General features: G+C 41.9%; 17 protein-coding genes. 7 read left to right on the top strand and 10 right to left on the bottom strand.

Features of this window, described 5'->3' with window-relative positions; translation table 11 throughout:
• Nucleotide 1 precedes the first annotated feature (1 nt).
• The gene (locus AOG26_RS03305; protein WP_054552908.1) at nt 2-253 is read right to left on the bottom strand and encodes a PepSY domain-containing protein; all 252 of its coding nucleotides are present in this window, start codon (nt 251-253) and stop codon (nt 2-4) included.
• A 151-nt stretch (nt 254-404) separates the two neighbouring features.
• Complete coding sequence (locus AOG26_RS03310) at nt 405-704, bottom strand: YciI family protein (RefSeq protein ID WP_054552909.1); 300 nt, start codon at nt 702-704, stop codon at nt 405-407.
• 176 nt (nt 705-880) lie between these two features.
• On the opposite strand from AOG26_RS03310, the gene AOG26_RS03315 reads away from it, so the two are divergent.
• A complete protein-coding gene (locus AOG26_RS03315; RefSeq protein ID WP_054561222.1) occupies nt 881-2,305 on the top strand; it encodes a sodium-dependent transporter in 1,425 nt (474 codons plus the stop codon).
• A gap of 60 nt (nt 2,306-2,365) precedes the next feature.
• On the opposite strand, the gene AOG26_RS03320 is transcribed toward AOG26_RS03315, so the two are convergent.
• Both AOG26_RS03320 and AOG26_RS03325 read right to left on the bottom strand, forming a co-directional pair.
• Complete coding sequence (locus AOG26_RS03320; RefSeq protein WP_054561223.1) at nt 2,366-3,004, bottom strand: CPBP family glutamic-type intramembrane protease; 639 nt, start codon at nt 3,002-3,004, stop codon at nt 2,366-2,368.
• Between the two features lie 58 nt (nt 3,005-3,062).
• The gene (locus tag AOG26_RS03325) at nt 3,063-3,650 is read right to left on the bottom strand and encodes an inner membrane-spanning protein YciB (RefSeq protein ID WP_054561224.1); all 588 of its coding nucleotides are present in this window, start codon (nt 3,648-3,650) and stop codon (nt 3,063-3,065) included.
• 194 nt (nt 3,651-3,844) lie between these two features.
• Here AOG26_RS03325 and AOG26_RS03330 point away from each other — a divergent pair, with 194 nt between their 5' ends.
• The gene (locus AOG26_RS03330) at nt 3,845-4,114 is read left to right on the top strand and encodes an HU family DNA-binding protein (RefSeq protein WP_054561225.1); all 270 of its coding nucleotides are present in this window, start codon (nt 3,845-3,847) and stop codon (nt 4,112-4,114) included.
• 137 nt (nt 4,115-4,251) lie between these two features.
• Complete coding sequence (locus tag AOG26_RS03335; RefSeq protein WP_054561226.1) at nt 4,252-4,824, top strand: type 1 glutamine amidotransferase domain-containing protein; 573 nt, start codon at nt 4,252-4,254, stop codon at nt 4,822-4,824.
• A gap of 61 nt (nt 4,825-4,885) precedes the next feature.
• Here AOG26_RS03335 and trpA read toward each other — a convergent pair whose 3' ends face one another.
• The 6 genes from trpA to AOG26_RS03365 are packed head-to-tail and all read right to left on the bottom strand — an operon-like array spanning nt 4,886 to nt 11,446.
• A complete protein-coding gene (gene trpA / locus AOG26_RS03340; protein ID WP_054561227.1) occupies nt 4,886-5,698 on the bottom strand; it encodes a tryptophan synthase subunit alpha in 813 nt (270 codons plus the stop codon).
• Nucleotides 5,695-6,879 carry a tryptophan synthase subunit beta gene (gene trpB, locus AOG26_RS03345; RefSeq protein ID WP_054561984.1) on the bottom strand — a complete coding sequence of 395 codons (1,185 nt, stop codon included), beginning with the start codon at nt 6,877-6,879 and terminating at the stop codon, nt 5,695-5,697. The genes trpA and trpB overlap by 4 nt, the downstream gene beginning before the upstream one ends.
• Nucleotides 6,880-6,886: 7 nt before the next feature.
• A complete protein-coding gene (gene trpCF / locus AOG26_RS03350; RefSeq protein ID WP_054561228.1) occupies nt 6,887-8,251 on the bottom strand; it encodes a bifunctional indole-3-glycerol-phosphate synthase TrpC/phosphoribosylanthranilate isomerase TrpF in 1,365 nt (454 codons plus the stop codon).
• The gene (gene trpD / locus AOG26_RS03355) at nt 8,244-9,263 is read right to left on the bottom strand and encodes an anthranilate phosphoribosyltransferase (protein ID WP_054561229.1); all 1,020 of its coding nucleotides are present in this window, start codon (nt 9,261-9,263) and stop codon (nt 8,244-8,246) included. Before trpD ends, trpCF begins: the two co-directional genes overlap by 8 nt.
• Before the next feature lie 9 nt (nt 9,264-9,272).
• Entirely contained in the window at nt 9,273-9,878 is a 606-nt protein-coding gene (locus AOG26_RS03360) for an aminodeoxychorismate/anthranilate synthase component II (RefSeq protein WP_054561230.1), read from the bottom strand.
• Nucleotides 9,878-11,446, bottom strand: coding sequence for an anthranilate synthase component 1 (locus tag AOG26_RS03365; RefSeq protein ID WP_054561231.1), 1,569 nt, complete (start codon nt 11,444-11,446; stop codon nt 9,878-9,880). The genes AOG26_RS03360 and AOG26_RS03365 overlap by 1 nt, the downstream gene beginning before the upstream one ends.
• A 524-nt stretch (nt 11,447-11,970) precedes the next feature.
• On the opposite strand from AOG26_RS03365, the gene rnm reads away from it, so the two are divergent.
• From rnm to AOG26_RS03385, 4 genes are all read left to right on the top strand, one after another.
• A complete protein-coding gene (rnm, locus tag AOG26_RS03370) occupies nt 11,971-12,810 on the top strand; it encodes an RNase RNM (protein ID WP_054561232.1) in 840 nt (279 codons plus the stop codon).
• Nucleotides 12,811-12,819: 9 nt separating this feature from the next.
• On the top strand, nt 12,820-13,440 hold the full coding sequence (locus AOG26_RS03375; protein ID WP_054561233.1) for an L-threonylcarbamoyladenylate synthase: 621 nt from the start codon (nt 12,820-12,822) through the stop codon (nt 13,438-13,440).
• An 8-nt stretch (nt 13,441-13,448) separates the two neighbouring features.
• The gene (locus tag AOG26_RS03380) at nt 13,449-14,285 is read left to right on the top strand and encodes a segregation and condensation protein A (protein WP_054561234.1); all 837 of its coding nucleotides are present in this window, start codon (nt 13,449-13,451) and stop codon (nt 14,283-14,285) included.
• Nucleotides 14,286-14,528: 243 nt separating this feature from the next.
• A complete protein-coding gene (locus tag AOG26_RS03385) occupies nt 14,529-15,380 on the top strand; it encodes a GNAT family N-acetyltransferase (RefSeq protein WP_054561235.1) in 852 nt (283 codons plus the stop codon).
• Nucleotides 15,381-15,453 lie beyond the last annotated feature (73 nt).

Below are 15,453 nucleotides of genomic sequence, written 5' to 3' on the forward strand. Positions count from 1 at the left end.
CTTAATCCTTTTTCACTTCGCCAGTCTTTTTGTTCACATGGACATCAACCACGTGGCCGTTCGTTTTTAAAATTCTTACGGTAAATACTTTATCTTGCTCTGTGATTTTTAGGGTTCGGCCGTCTTCAGATTTTTTGGCGATCGTTACAGCCTGCTTTTTAGTCACCTCTTGGGCTTGTTTCTTATTGGCATCAGCATGAAAGCTTGATAATGCAAATAAAAGACTAAAACTGAAGGCTAATAATATGCGCATGACGGGGAACTCCTAAACCAGACCCATTTAGTTTAATTAACCAATTAACTAAAATTCAAGTAATTACGTTAAATTCTGTAATTCAATAGCCAAATCTTAGTTAATAAGCCGTGAACAAACACTGAATTATTGATTCAGTTAAGTTCAGAGGTTAACCAAATACTTTTTTAAATGGTTTTACGACTGAGTTGTCGTAAACACCCGCCGCAATATACGGATCGTTTGCAGCCCATTCGCGTGCTGCTTCTAACGACTCAAACTCAGCAACCACTAATGAACCAGTAAAACCAGCGTCAGCCGGATCTTCACTATCAATGGCTGGCAATGGGCCTGCCGTAAATAAACGGTTTTGATCGTCTAATTCTTGAAGGCGTGCTAAGTGAGCTGGGCGTGCAGATTTGCGAGCTTCTAAACTATTTTCAACATCAGTTGAATAAATCATATACAGCATGGTGTGTTCTCAATGTTATTTTTAAAAAATAGTAGCATATTCTTAGCAATAGACGAGAGATTATTCGCGTAATAATCTTTACACAAACCCATATAACTTTAACTTATAAAGCTTGAAATACGCGGTGTAACACTGGTAGAGTCGCTGGGTTGAGAAAATAATAATAAGGTTTTTAAATGAGCGAAAAACGCGAGCATTTTAGCTCCCGCCTCGGTTTTATTTTAGCGGCAGCCGGTTCTGCTGTAGGTATCGGAAACTTAGTGGGTTTTCCTGTTTCAGCTACAAAAAACGGCGGTGGTGCTTTCCTTTTAGTCTATGCATTGTTTGTCATTTTCATCTGTTTGCCAGTGATGATGGCTGAAATGGCCATGGGTCGAAAAGCGCAAAAAGATCCACTTGGTTCATACAAATTTTTAGCGGGCAATGATCCAAAATGGAACTTTGCTGGCTTTTTAGCCGTATTAACGCCATTTATGATTGCTGTTTTTTATATGGTGATCACTGTATGGATTTTCGGTTATTTATCGCAAACCGCTTTTGGTAATCTAGATGCCTTGGCCCAGCCAGATAACTTTGGCACCTTTATCAATAGCTACACCGTGTTTGGTTATATGGCCGTGGTTGCCATCATCGTTAATTTGATTTTAGTGGGCGGTGTTAAAGAAGGTATTGAAAAAGCGGCTAAGTTTATGATGCCAGCTTTATTTGTACTACTCACCGCATTGGTTGTTTACGTACTAACTCTTGATAACGCAATGGCAGGTGTAAAGTACTATGTTGTGCCTGACTTTTCAAAAATGGATGCCAGCGTATTAAATGGTGCATTAGCTCAAGCGTTTTTCTCGTTGTCACTAGGTATGGGTATCTTAATGACCTATGCATCGTATATCTCTAAGAAAGACGATATTGTTGGTAGTGCAAAAATGGTTGCTGTCACTGATTCGATGGTGGCATTTATTGCTGGTCTAATGGTGCTTCCAGCTATTTTCAGTTTTAACCCAGATACTGACCCAAGTACTTTATCTGACTCGTCAGTATCGATGATTTTTGTCTACCTACCAAAAATTTTATTAGCGTTACAAGCTGATATTGGCTACGTGGGTGCATCAATTGTTGCGTTTGTATTCTTCTTACTTGTCTTTTTTGCTGCAATTACGTCACTTGTATCAATTGTAGAGGTGCCAACTGCAACATTAAGTGACCGTAAAGGTATCAGCCGTAAAAAAGCACTGGCTATCTTAACTTTATCTACAGGTGTATTGACTGTGCTATGTACCATGTCATTTGGTATGGTTGACTCGCTTACAAAGTTTGTTAGCTATGGCGGTGCAGATAAGAGCTTATTTGATATCGTTTATGATGTGTTTTACGACACGATTTTACCGCTTAATGGTTTAATGGTGTGTTTATTCGTTATGTATCGTTGGAAAAAAGCGAACTTATCAGCAGAGCTAAGCCAAGGCTGTGAAGGTTATATTGGCAGCTTCACAGAGAAGTATGTGAACTTCTCGCTATCAACGTTTATCCCTGCCATTTTATTACTAATCTTTGTAAATACGGTGGCCACTAAGTTTTTTGCATTTAGTATTTTCGGATTTTAAAAACCAGTTCAATACTTAGCCGCGCACTTTGCGCGGCTTTTTTATACCTACCTTTTTATTTTAAAAGGCCCCGGCATCAAGCACATCACCCAAGCCTAGGGTAAACATCCACAGTCCCCATAAACTGTGTTCAATCACACACACGAAGGTTGAGCGGCTTTGCGCGTACGTATAAGAAAACAACAGCCCTCCTAAAAATGCCAACAGTACGGCCAATACATTCGCATAGACAATATGCGCCAACGCAAACACTGATGCGCTGACAATAATACGCACTGTTTTACTTGGCATAATGCGTTTATAACGATGGAAAAAATAGGTTCTAAAAATAAGCTCTTGCGGCATCACCGATAAAATGGGGTAGAGCAATAACAACATTAGCCAGTCGTTAAATGAGTTTCGTGGCAGTGAAAACCAGTTTTCTTGATTCATAATACCGTAAAACATTCCAGAGAATAGCGCCCCTAAAAAGAAGAAACTAAATAAGCGACGTTTTACCGTACTAAATTGCCCAAGGCTTGTTAAACGAAAGCGTTTAAAATGGGGATCAGACAGAAGCAACATGCCGCACACGGCCATTAAAATAATAAGGGCAGGAATTAGCCAGTTAGCGAGGTAGGCACGAAGAAAGAAGCCTAATAGCGGCAGAGAAACAAATATGAGGGTAAATTCAAGCCAGCGGTATTGGTTAGCGTTCAATGTCGTCTCAGCGTGTTTTTTGTTTACGCTAACAAGCTAAGACGACAGATTTATGACATTAAGATTGCTTTGGATCTTTCTCTTCGTCATCTTCAGGTAAGTATTTGAATAGGGTGATGATAGTTGCTAACACGCAAACAAAGGTAATGCCCATTAAGCCAAACACTTTAAAGTTAACCCAAAAATCGAGCGAGAAGTTATAGGCAATGTAGATATTCAGCGCCGAGATACCTGCAGTCACCGCAACCCAAAATAGGTTAAGCTTATTCCAGAGCGCTTCAGGTACGTTGATTTCTTGTTTACTCTCAGAGGCATTTTCTAAAATCGAGCTAAGTGCTTTTTTCACTAGGTTTTTGCCAAGTACATAGCGGCTTACTAATAAAGTAACACTGAAAATGGCATACACAATGGTGGCTTTCCATTTAACAAACTGCTCATCGTGGAACACTAAGGTGAGGGTACCCAACACCACCGCTATGGCAAAAAACACCCAGTGACGGGTCGGCACTTTACCATCTTTAAAATAACAGTAAGCAACTTGAATTAAGGTGGTTAGCATCAGCAAGGCTGTTGCCCAATAAATATCAACTAACTTGAAAACCGCAAAAAATAAAATCAGCGGGATGTATTCAATAATCGCATGCATAAATTTATAAATGCTCTAATTTAAAAAGATACTGGGTTGTATCAAGTTATCACGCAAGATACAAGGTTGACTTAACAGCCCTGAAAGCTTAGCCTCCCGAGCCAATCTGGCCTAAACCTGCGTTTAGGTTGTTTTACCTTATCTTTTTCCGCTTAACCTCAGATGATTAAGCGGCGTATTTTGGAGCACTTTTTATGAATAAAGCCGCGTTAGTATCGCAAATGGCTGCCCACAGTGAATTAACAAAAAAAGACACTCAAGCTGCCTTAACCAGCATGTTAAATGCTATCGAAAAGTCTCTTTCTGAGGGTGACCAAGTGCAAATTAATGGCTTTGGTACGTTTGCTCTAAGTTATTACCCAGCACGCAAAGGACGCAACCCACAAACCGGTGAAGAAATTGAAATAGAAGGCGCTAACAAGCCAGTTTTTAAACCTGCTAAAGCACTCAAAGACGGTTTATAAGCAGGATTTGCAAAGCGGGTGTAGTATTTACAGAGCATAAATAGAACACCTGAAAATTTATTCAATATTTTCAATGCATTAAGTTTGGCATGTTGTCTGCTGTTAATCATTTAGGTTTACCTAAATAAGGAGATAACATGTCAAATTTAAACAGCCAACTGAATGGTAAAAAGATTGCCATTCTTGCAACCAATGGTTTTGAGCAAAGCGAGCTATTGTCACCACGAAGCGCATTATTAGAAGCTGGTGCACTTGTCGAAGTTGTGTCACTTGAGCGTGGCGATATCACCGCATGGGATGAAAACCAATGGGGTGAGCGAGTCAGTGTTGACCGTGTAGTCAGCGAAGCAGACTCTGCAGAGTATGACGCGTTACTTCTGCCTGGTGGCTTATTCAACCCAGATACGTTACGTCAAGATAGCGAAGCAAAAGCCTTTGTTGATGGTTTTTTCAGTGCCGGTAAAAACAAACCTATCGCCGCGATTTGCCACGGTCCATGGCTATTAGCTGAAATTAACAAACTACGGGAGCGCAAAGTAACCTCATACCCAAGTATCAAAACAGATTTGATCAATGCAGGAGCTAATTGGGTTGATCAAGAAGTATGTGTTGATGAGGGTATAGTCACAAGCCGAAGCCCAGCCGACCTGGAAGCCTTTAATCGAAAATTCATAGAAGAGATTAAAGAGGGTGTGCACCGCCATCATTAATCATAAATTGTTAAGTACAAAAAAGGGCCTTTATGGCCCTTTTTTAAGTAATAAAACAAACTTACTTTGTAGCTGCTTTCATACTAGCTACAAACTCTTTTAAACCAGTTAGCATTGCTGCTTGATCATCAAGATTTGCCTCGATGATTTTAACAACCGCAGAGCCTGAAATCGCACCAGCAGCTCCTGACTCAAGAGCTGATTTAACATCTTCTGGTGTTGATACACCAAAACCAAGTAATGCCGGTGCAGCATGGTAGTCTTTTAGTTTTTTAACTAATGAATCTGCTGGCATTTGTGCCTTGGTTTCTGTGCCTGTTACACCTGCGCGTGAAAGAAGGTATGTGTAACCACGACCATATGACGCACACTCTCGTAAAGTGTCATCATCAGCATTCGGTGTAGCAATAAAAATTGGGTCGATGCCATTTTTCATTGCTGTTTGGCGAAATAGCTTTGATTCATGTAGCGGCACGTCAGCCACTAAAATTGAATCGACACCGGCCTCTTTAGCATCTTGATAAAACTTCTCAATGCCACGTTTAAACACTAAGTTTGAATACAATAACAGGCCAATTGGAATATCAGCATTATACTGGCGCACTTGTTTGATGATATCAAAGCAATCTAGGGTATTGATGTTTTCATCAAGTGCACGAATGTTGGCCGCTTGGATCACCGGGCCATCTGCAATCGGATCAGAAAATGGAATACCTAGCTCAAGGGCATCGGCGCCGCCATCAATTAAGCTTTTGATGATTTCTACGCTCAGTGCTTTATTAGGATCGCCAATCGTAACAAAGGGTACAAAAGCACCTTGGTTGGTTTCATTTAATGTGGCGAACAGTTGTCCGTAACGGTTAGTCTGGCTCATAGTGCGCCTCCTTCTGATAAAACACTGTGTACGTGAGCCAAATCTTTATCGCCTCGGCCGCTTAGGTTAACCACTAAAATAGTGTCTTCGGTTTGTTGCTCGGCATATTTAAGGGCATATGCTAGGGCATGGCTTGATTCAAGTGCTGGAATGATCCCTTCGTTCTTAGCCAGTAGTTGGAATGCTTCAAGCGCTTCATTATCGCTAATTCCAACGTACTCAGCACGGCCAGTTTCATGCAAGTGAGCATGTTGTGGGCCAACAGCAGGGTAATCAAGACCTGCTGATACAGAGTAAGACTCTTCAATTTGACCATCATCATCTTGCATAATGTAGGTATAGGTACCGTGTAAAATGCCTTTGGTGCCTTTACATAAGGTTGCACCATGCTGGTGGGTATCTAAGCCTTTACCAGCAGGCTCTACACCAATTAGTTTAACGCTTGGCTCATCAATAAAGTCTGTAAACATACCAATGGCGTTAGAACCACCACCTACACAAGCCAGCACCGCATCCGGTAAGCGACCTTCAGCTTTAAGCACTTGTTGTTTTGCTTCTTCACCAATCATTTTTTGGAACTCACGTACCATTGTAGGGAATGGGTGAGGGCCTGCTGCAGTGCCTAGTAAGTAGTGAGCGTCTTTATAATTTGCTGACCAGTCACGCAGGGCTTCATTTACGGCATCTTTTAAGGTGCCAGAGCCCGCTGTGACAGGAATAACCTCTGCGCCCATTAGTTTCATACGAAATACATTTGGTTGCTGACGTTCAACATCTTTTGCACCCATGTAAACGCGGCATTTTAAGCCAAGTAGTGCACAGGCTAGGGCCGTTGCAACACCGTGTTGGCCGGCACCTGTTTCTGCAATCACTTCTTTTTTACCCATACGTTTGGTAAGGAGTGCTTGACCAAGTACTTGGTTGGTTTTGTGCGCACCACCATGGAGTAAATCTTCACGCTTTAAATACAGTTTTACCTTAGGGTTTTTAACTAAGTTACGTGTCAGTGTTAATGGTGTAGGGCGACCTGCGTATTCATTTAATAGTTTTTCAAACTCAGCCTGAAAAGCTGGATCGTTTTGTGATTTATTAAACTCTGCTTCTAGTTGCTTGAGTGCTGGCACAAGCAGCTGTGGTACAAACATACCACCGAATTCACCGAAATAAGCTGGATTTTGCATTCTAACCTCAATAATTTCTGATATGCGAAAACGCATTTTGTAATTTTGTTTGGCACTTTTTACCCGCTGACGCTTCAACGCCAGAATTTAGGTCAAGGCCGTTAGCACCGCGATAAAGCGCTGCATGGATATTTTCTGGGTTTAAACCCCCGGCTAACATAAACGGCACGGTTGCCGCCTCTAGCACTGACCAATCAAATGCTTCGCCTGTGCCGCCTTTTTGGCTTTTGCTGTAAGTATCGTATAAATGGCGATCAACCCCTTCAAGCGGTTTAGGTAATTCACCTTTAACGGCTTGGGCTTTCCAAATTTCACAGCCAAGCGGTAATTGCTTTCTGAGACTTTGAATATATTCGCTATTCTCATCGCCATGTAATTGCACTGCAGCTAATTTTAAGCTTTGTGCATAATCGACCACTTGTTCAAGCGGTGCATTGACAAACACACCCACATACGCGAGTGGGGCACTTTGCGTAACTTGCTTGGCACAGTCGATATCAACATAGCGCGGTGACTTAGGATAAAAAATTAAGCCACCATACACAGCTCCACTTGCGTAGGCTGCCATCGCATCTTGTGAACGGGTTAAACCGCACACTTTGTTCTCACCTAAAATCACTTTACGACACGCGGCCTCTAAGTCGCGCTCAGCCATCAGTGAGCTGCCAATTAAAAAGCCATCGCACAATGGTGCAAGGCGTTTTACATCTTTATGGGTATAAATGCCCGACTCTGAGATCACTACTTTGTCATTTGGGATAAGCTGACGTAAACGCTCTGTTGTTGCAAGGTCAGTACTTAAATCACGAAGGTCGCGGTTATTAATACCGATAAGGCTGGCATTCAGTGCAAGAGCACGACTGACTTCTTGCTCATTACTAACTTCAGTGAGTACTGACATATTTAAAGAATCAGCCACTTTGTGAAGCGCTAAATATTGCTCGTCATCAAGGACTGAGAGCATTAATAAAATGGCATCACCACCAGATAAGCGTGCTAAATAAACTTGGTACTCATCAATAAAGAAATCTTTACAAATAAGCGGCTGTTCAACTTGGCTGCGCACATACTCAAGGTACTGATAGCTGCCTTGGAAATATTTTTCATCCGTTAGTACGCTCATACAGGTTGCGTACTTTTTATAAACCGATGTAATTTCCTCTAAATTGAATGGTTCACGAATAAGCCCTTTTGACGGTGAGGCCTTTTTACATTCTAAAATAAACTGCGTACCGGTTGCTGCTAATGCCGCTTCAAAGTCTCGCTTGGTTGGCACAACCTCGCTAATGAATGACTCAAGCGGGCGCTGTGCTTTTCTTTGTTCTAATTCAATACGTTTGTCGGCAACAATTTTGTCTAACACGTTAGCCATGACTTACCTCAATAATTGCGTTCAATGTGTCCATCGCTTTGCCTGATGCTAATAATTCGCTTACTTGATCTGCGGCTACTTTTAAATCACTTGCTTTATCAGTTAAATAAAGAAGAGCGGCAACGTTGGCTATAATGGCTGCGTTATGCGCCATTTCACCTTGACCTTGTAAAATCGCTAAGCTTGCTTTTGCGTTATATTCTGGGCCTTGGCCTGCTAGTTGTTCAAGTGAATAGTTTGCAAGACCAAAATCGCTCGCTATTAGCGTGTATTCGCTCAGTTCACCGTTATTAAGTTCAACCACTTTGGTTGTCCCGTGTAAGGCAATTTCGTCAGTGCCTGCACCATGAACCACCATAGCGCGTTTTGTGCCAAGGGTTTTTAAGGTTTCGGCCATTGGTAAACACAGCGAAGGGTCATAAACACCAAGTAATTGCACCTCAGGGGCAGAAGGATTGGCCAGTGGCCCTAAAATATTAAAAATTGTGCGGCTTTTAAGGGCCGTACGCACGCCCATCGCATGGCGTACACCACTGTGATAATGCGGTGCAAATAAAAATGTAAAGCCGGTATTTTCTAAACAACGGGCAGCTTGCTCAGGGCTCATATCAATATTGATACCCAAGGCTTTTAGTAAATCCGCAGAGCCCGAATTACTCGACACACTGCGATTACCATGTTTGACCATGTTGATGCCCGCAGCGGCGGCAACAATAGCAGCCGTGGTACTAATATTAATTGTGTTTGAGCCATCGCCACCGGTACCACAGCTATCGGCAAGCAAGGTTTTGCTGGTTTGAAATGGCACTGCATTGGCGCGCATTGATGCTGCAGCACCGGCGATTTCATCACTTGTTTCGCCTTTTAGTTTTAGGGCGATAAGTGCTGCAGTTAATTCAATATCATTAAGCTTGCCATTCATGATGGCGTCAAACAGTGCAGTTGCTTGCGAAAACGATAAATCTTGCTTTGCTAATAATTGGTTTAACTGGGTTTGAGTTGTTGCTTCCATGTTATTCCTCTACTGCACGCGTGCGGTTAAAAATTCAATGCTTTGCTGTAATAGCAATGCGCCATTTGGCGTTAAAATTGACTCAGGATGAAACTGATAGCCAAGGGCATTATCTTGTTGATGGTAAATTGCCATTGGAATATTTTCATAACAAGCAATTACTTCAACGTCATCAGGGACTTTGGTTGCCATTAATGAATGATAACGAGCAACCGGCATTTTATCGCCCATACCTGCAAATACAGGGTGCTCAGTCAACTCAATAATTGATGACTTGCCATGCACTGTTTCACCTGCATGACCAATAATCCCACCGTAGCTTTGTGTTAGTGCTTGCTGGCCTAAACAGATGCCCAGCATAGGGAAGCGGCCTTTACACAGCTCAATGAGTTCCATTAAACAACCCGCATCAGATGGTGCGCCAGGGCCGGGTGAAAGTACTAATAACACAGGTACGGTTTCTTGGCACATTTTGTCAAAGATGCTTTGTGCACTGATGTTATTACGGTATACCACTAACTGGCACCCTAACATAGAAAGTTCATCGACTAAGTTATAACTAAATGAATCAAAGTTATCTAAAAAGTAGATTTTATAGGCTGATGTTGTCGTCATTATTGTGCCTCGTAAGTCGATTGAATCGCAGTGATCACAGCTTGTGCTTTAGCGCGGGTTTCATTGGCTTCTGATTGTGGGTCTGAATCAAACACTACACCTGCACCTGCTTGTACGTAGGCGGTGCCGTTTTTAACAAACGCAGAGCGAATAACAATACAGCTATCCATGGCGCCATCGCCCGTTAAATAACCCACTGCACCTCCATAGCTGCCGCGGCGTTTTTGTTCGGTTTGACGAACTAACTCAGCAGCGCGTACTTTAGGTGCACCCACTAAGGTGCCCATGTTCATACAAGCTTGGTAAGCATGCAGCGCATCGAGTTCAGGTTTTAAAGTACCCACCACGCGTGAAACTAAATGCATCACTTGTGAGTAGCGGTCTACTTTTAATAACTCTTTAGCGTGACGTGTGCCTGGTACGCTAATACGGGCTACATCATTTCGTGCTAAATCAACTAACATAAGGTGCTCGGCACGTTCTTTTTGGTCGTTGCGAAGTTCAAGCTCAATGCGGCTGTCTAGGTCTGGATTAATTTGCCCGTTAGCAAACTTGCCACGAGGGCGAGTACCAGCAATTGGGTATACCTCAACTTGTTTACTCTCTGCGCAATATTTGAGGGCTGACTCGGGTGATGCGCCGAATAACACGAACTCTTCATCGCGCATGTAAAACATATATGGGCTTGGGTTTTGTTGTTTTAGTTGGCTGTAAGCATGAAGTGAGTCAGGGCAGGCGAGAGAAAAAGTACGTGATGGAACAACTTGGAAAATATCGCCATCAACGATGTTGTTTTTTAACTTGATGACATGTTCGCAGTATTGCTCGTCGCTAACATCAACAGAAATTGGGTTTGAGCCGGTTTGCTTTTGCCCTTGGTAGCTTTGTGCGTTGTCACATACGGCATTTAAACGCTCTAATTGTTGACCAACCTCAAAGCAATTAGCATGAACTTCAGGGCCGTTAAATACATTGCCAATTAGCTCGGTTGTTTTTGCTTGATGGTCGATGACAACTAACGTTTCGGCTAGGTAGAAAACATAATCTGGGCAGCTGTTTTCGCCGTCAGGCACATCAGAAAGAGTTTCGAAATTAGCAACCATATCGTAGGCAAATACACCGCCTAAGAACACAGAAAATGGGTTATCTGTGGTGCTTTTAATACTATTAATACAGCTACGTAGCGCGCTAAATGCGTTATCTGCTACTAATTTACTGGCTTCATCAATGTCGCTTGCGACTTCGTTGTAGGTTAACGTTAATGTGTCTTCTACAAGCTCAGCAGAGCAGTTTTGCACATGAGTTTGTAAATAAGGCAGTAATTGTTTGCCGTTATTTGACTGTGCAGTGAGTATGACCTGTTTGCCTTGGCAAACAATACGTAGCGCTGAGTCAACCAAAATTAGACTTTTTACACTGTCTTTAGAATCAATTTCAGCAGACTCTAACAGCAGTGAATTAGGCTTATCGAGTAAACTGTATAACGCAAGTGGGCTACTGATGTAGTCGCGCACTTGAGTGATACTGGTTACTTCACCCGGTGTCGTTGTTATATGACTAAAAATCAAACCTCATTCTCCCTCATTCCCAAAAACTCTTTAAAAAACAAAACCCCGCGAAGCTATGCTTGGCGGGGTTCGTATAAAAATGCCTATAAATTAGATAGACCCTTACCGTCCCGCTAAGCCAGGCGCCACCACCAATGATGTGTAAGAGTTGCTATGTAATTCATAATAAAACCTTAAAATTTAGATATAAAAAAACCCGCTACATGAGCGGGTTTTGAAATCGTTAGACACGACAATTCGTCACCCGCTAGTTACGAGTGCCACCACCAAATTGTGATTTGAATTGTTTTGTTCATTGTTATTGCTTATTTAACGTGTCTGAAAGTGCATACAGTAAAGCGTACCTGAGCCGATACTGTCAAGCATTAATTTACATATTAGTACGAGTTCGGCATTTACCCATCGCAATTGCCCATTTATGAGGGTATATATGTCTAACCTAAAAAGATAATCACGCCTTGGCACTAAATTTTTGTTATACTCACATCATTGATTCAAGAACTTACGTAAAGCAGTCTTTCCCTTTGATAAAATACGATTTACATAGCCACACCACATACTCAGATGGTCAGCTATCAGTCGAGCAATTGTTACACCGCGCGGTTGAGAAAAACATAGATGTGTTCGCAATTACCGATCACGACACATTAAATGCGATAAAACCAGCTCGCCAAGTCATTGCAGATGATAATTTACCGCTTAAATTAATTGCTGGCGTTGAAGTATCAACAAAATGGGAAAGCTTTGAAATTCATATTGTTGGTTTAAATGTTGATGATGAAAATGACGCACTGTTGTCATTGTTACAGGTGCAACAAGCCAAGCGTGAAGAGCGCGCTTTAGAGATCGGTCGTCGCCTTGCTAAAAATGGTTTTGAAGGCATTTACGACCAAGCAAAAACATTTGCTGAAAACGCACAGATCACACGAGCGCATTTTGCCCGAGCGCTGATTGAGCGTGGTGTTGCTAAAAACTTTCCTGGGGTATTTAAAAAGTACTTAGGGCGAGGAAAAACAGGCTATGTACCAAGTAGTTGGTGTGATATGCAAACCGCAATTGCTGCCATTCACCAAGCCGGTGGGGTTGCCGTTCTTGCTCATCCTGGGCGTTATCAAATGTCTAACAAATGGCTACGTAAGTTAATTATTGAATTTAAAGACGCAGGTGGCGATGCGATGGAAGTTGCACAACCACAGCAAGCACCCAGTGAGCGCCAGTTTTTAGGTGAACTGAGTCGTGAATATGGCTTACTTGCGTCACAAGGGTCAGATTTTCATTTTCCGACCAGTTGGTTGGAGTTAGGTAAAAATTTATACTTACCAAAAGATTGCCAAGGGGTTTGGCAAGCATGGGAAGGGCAATAGGAGCGTGTAATGAGTCAGTTTTTTCATATTCATCCAGATAATCCGCAACCACGCTTAATCAGCCAAGCGGTTGATATTATCAAGCAGGGCGGTGTTATCGTATACCCAACCGATTCGGGTTATGCACTTGGCTGTAACATTGGTAATAAGCAAGCAAAAGAGCGCATCGAACGTATTCGTGGTATTGAAAAACACCATAACTTTACTTTGGTCTGTCGTGACTTATCAGAGCTATCTACCTATGCTCGTGTTGATAATCAGTTATTCAGATTAATTAAAAATAACACCCCTGGGCCTTATACTTTCATCTTTAAAGGCACTAAAGAAGTACCAAAGCGTTTATTAAACGAAAAGAAAAAAACCATTGGTATTCGTGTTATCGAACACCCAATCACCTGTGCTTTATTGGCTGAATTAGGTGAGCCGTTAATGTCGTGCTCTTTAATTTTACCGGATGAGCAATATACCGAGGCTGATCCTGATGAAATTCGAGATCGCATTGAAAAGCAAGTTGATTTAATTATTCATGGTGGTTATCTTCCTGAACAGGCAACCACAGTAATTGACTTGTCGGATGATGATATCGAAATCTTACGTGTGGGTTGTGGTGATACTAAACCATTTGAGTAGAGACTTCATTGACTAGCCCAGAGCTTGACGCGCCAGATAATTTACAAGAGCCAGTACAGCAAAAGCTGCCACTGGCTTTTTTGCATGGCAAAGCGGTGGTCGATAAACCTGAAGACTTATACATTCCACCCGATGCGTTAGAGATCATTTTAGAAACCTTTGAAGGTCCTCTCGATTTACTTCTGTATTTAATCAAAAAACATAAACTCGATGTACTAGAGCTCTCTATTTTTAGTATTACAGAGCAATACGTTAGTTATGTTGAAATGATGAGCGAGTTTCAGCTTGAACTGGCTGGTGAATACCTTGTGATGGCGGCGTTATTAGCACAAATTAAATCACGATTATTATTACCAAAACATGAAGAGCTTGAAGAGGAAGAAGACCCACGAGCTGAGCTTGTAAGACGTTTACAAGAATACGAACAATTTAAAAAAGCCGCAGAAAATCTTGATGAGATCCCTCGCGAAGGCCGCGATATATTTGTAGCCGAAGCACTGGTGCCAGAATTCAGTGAACGTGAGGTACTGTTACCTGACGTTGACATGAAAGACCTGTTAGTTGCGCTAAGCGACGTTATGGCCCGAGCCAAAACATTTGAACACCATCATATTACCGCAGAAGCCTTATCGACCCGTGAACGGATGAGCTTAATCTTAGATAAACTCTCAGAAGCCCAATCACAGCTACCTTTTAGTACTCTTTTTACGGTAGAAGAGGGCAGAAGTGGTGTTGTCGTTAGCTTTATCGCCATGTTAGAGCTGGTGAAAGAAAACCTGATCAGCTGCTTTCAGGTAGATGCCAATAGCCAGATTTATGTTGGTTTGGTGGAAGAAGGCGAATAGCTGGAGGTTAATAGCTTTAAGCTTTACGCGGTAAGTTTTAAGTTAGCTGTCATAGTAATACCAATCCGCAATAATACTTAATCATTTTGAGGGATTAAACCTGTCGCTATCTGCGTTAAAAATTTCTGATTTAGAACAACTAAATAACGAAATTTTTGCCTTGCTATCAACGAGGTTTTATTGCCTCAAAATAGATCACTTAATTAAGCGAATTGGTATAAACTGAAAATATAAGGAAAGCAGATGCATAGTAAACACTTTACAATCAAAACCATGATCAAGAAGGAAGTCGAACTCATGATTGATTGGACAGCAGCAGAAGGCTGGAATCCAGGCCTTAATGATGCAGAGTGTTACTTTGCAGCTGATCCTGAAGGGTTTCTTGTTGGTTTTCTTGACGATGAGCCTATCGCTACAATTTCTGCCATTAATTACCACGATGCTTTTGGCTTTATCGGCTTTTACATTGTTAAACCTGATTACCGTGGTAAAGGTTACGGAATGCAAATCTGGAATGCCGCATTAAAGCGTCTTGAAGGGTTGAATATTGGCCTTGATGGTGTGGTGGAACAGCAAGAGAACTACAAAAAGTCTGGTTTTAATCTGGCCTATCGCAATATCCGTTTTGCAGGAGTAGGTGGTGGTAGTTCACCACAAAATTCAGATATTGTTGATCTTAATGCCGTGCCATTCGAAATTATTGACGCATACGAACAGGCTTTTTTCCCTGCTAATAGAGCAAACTTTACTAAAGCATGGTTAAACCAACCCCAGAGCGACGCGTTGGGCGTAATGAGCAATGGGAAATTGGCAGGATACGGGGTAATTCGCAAATGTCAGAATGGCTTTAAAATTGGCCCTTTATTTGCCGACTCACCAGAATTGGCCGAACCTTTGTTCCTTGCTTTAAAATCTAAAGTGAGTGCATCTGACGCTATTTTCCTTGATACGCCAGAAATCAATCAAGCTGCTGTTGCTTTAGCACAGAAGTACAACATGCAGGTGTCATTTGAAACCGCCAGAATGTATACCAACGACTCTCCGAGTTTGCCATTAAACCGTATTTTCGGTGTTACTTCTTTTGAAATCGGCTGAGTTTATTGGGGTGAGCGATTAATCGGTTGTGAGAAAACTAAAAATTTATCACGTTAAGAATTAGACGCTTTTA

It is taken from the genome of Pseudoalteromonas sp. UCD-33C (genome assembly GCF_001306895.1).
Taxonomy (GTDB): domain Bacteria; phylum Pseudomonadota; class Gammaproteobacteria; order Enterobacterales; family Alteromonadaceae; genus Pseudoalteromonas.

What these genes read in the sequence shown, in the direction of transcription:
- AOG26_RS03305 (WP_054552908.1), bottom strand. Translation starts at nt 253, where the DNA reads ATGCGCATATTATTAGCCTTCAGTTTTAGTCTTTTATTTGCATTATCA.
- AOG26_RS03310 (WP_054552909.1), bottom strand. Translation starts at nt 704, where the DNA reads ATGCTGTATATGATTTATTCAACTGATGTTGAAAATAGTTTAGAAGCT.
- AOG26_RS03315 (WP_054561222.1), top strand. Translation starts at nt 881, where the DNA reads ATGAGCGAAAAACGCGAGCATTTTAGCTCCCGCCTCGGTTTTATTTTA.
- AOG26_RS03325 (WP_054561224.1), bottom strand. Translation starts at nt 3,650, where the DNA reads ATGCATGCGATTATTGAATACATCCCGCTGATTTTATTTTTTGCGGTT.
- AOG26_RS03330 (WP_054561225.1), top strand. Translation starts at nt 3,845, where the DNA reads ATGAATAAAGCCGCGTTAGTATCGCAAATGGCTGCCCACAGTGAATTA.
- AOG26_RS03335 (WP_054561226.1), top strand. Translation starts at nt 4,252, where the DNA reads ATGTCAAATTTAAACAGCCAACTGAATGGTAAAAAGATTGCCATTCTT.
- trpA (WP_054561227.1), bottom strand. Translation starts at nt 5,698, where the DNA reads ATGAGCCAGACTAACCGTTACGGACAACTGTTCGCCACATTAAATGAA.
- trpB (WP_054561984.1), bottom strand. Translation starts at nt 6,879, where the DNA reads ATGCAAAATCCAGCTTATTTCGGTGAATTCGGTGGTATGTTTGTACCA.
- trpCF (WP_054561228.1), bottom strand. Translation starts at nt 8,251, where the DNA reads ATGGCTAACGTGTTAGACAAAATTGTTGCCGACAAACGTATTGAATTA.
- trpD (WP_054561229.1), bottom strand. Translation starts at nt 9,263, where the DNA reads ATGGAAGCAACAACTCAAACCCAGTTAAACCAATTATTAGCAAAGCAA.
- AOG26_RS03360 (WP_054561230.1), bottom strand. Translation starts at nt 9,878, where the DNA reads ATGACGACAACATCAGCCTATAAAATCTACTTTTTAGATAACTTTGAT.
- AOG26_RS03375 (WP_054561233.1), top strand. Translation starts at nt 12,820, where the DNA reads ATGAGTCAGTTTTTTCATATTCATCCAGATAATCCGCAACCACGCTTA.
- AOG26_RS03385 (WP_054561235.1), top strand. Translation starts at nt 14,529, where the DNA reads ATGCATAGTAAACACTTTACAATCAAAACCATGATCAAGAAGGAAGTC.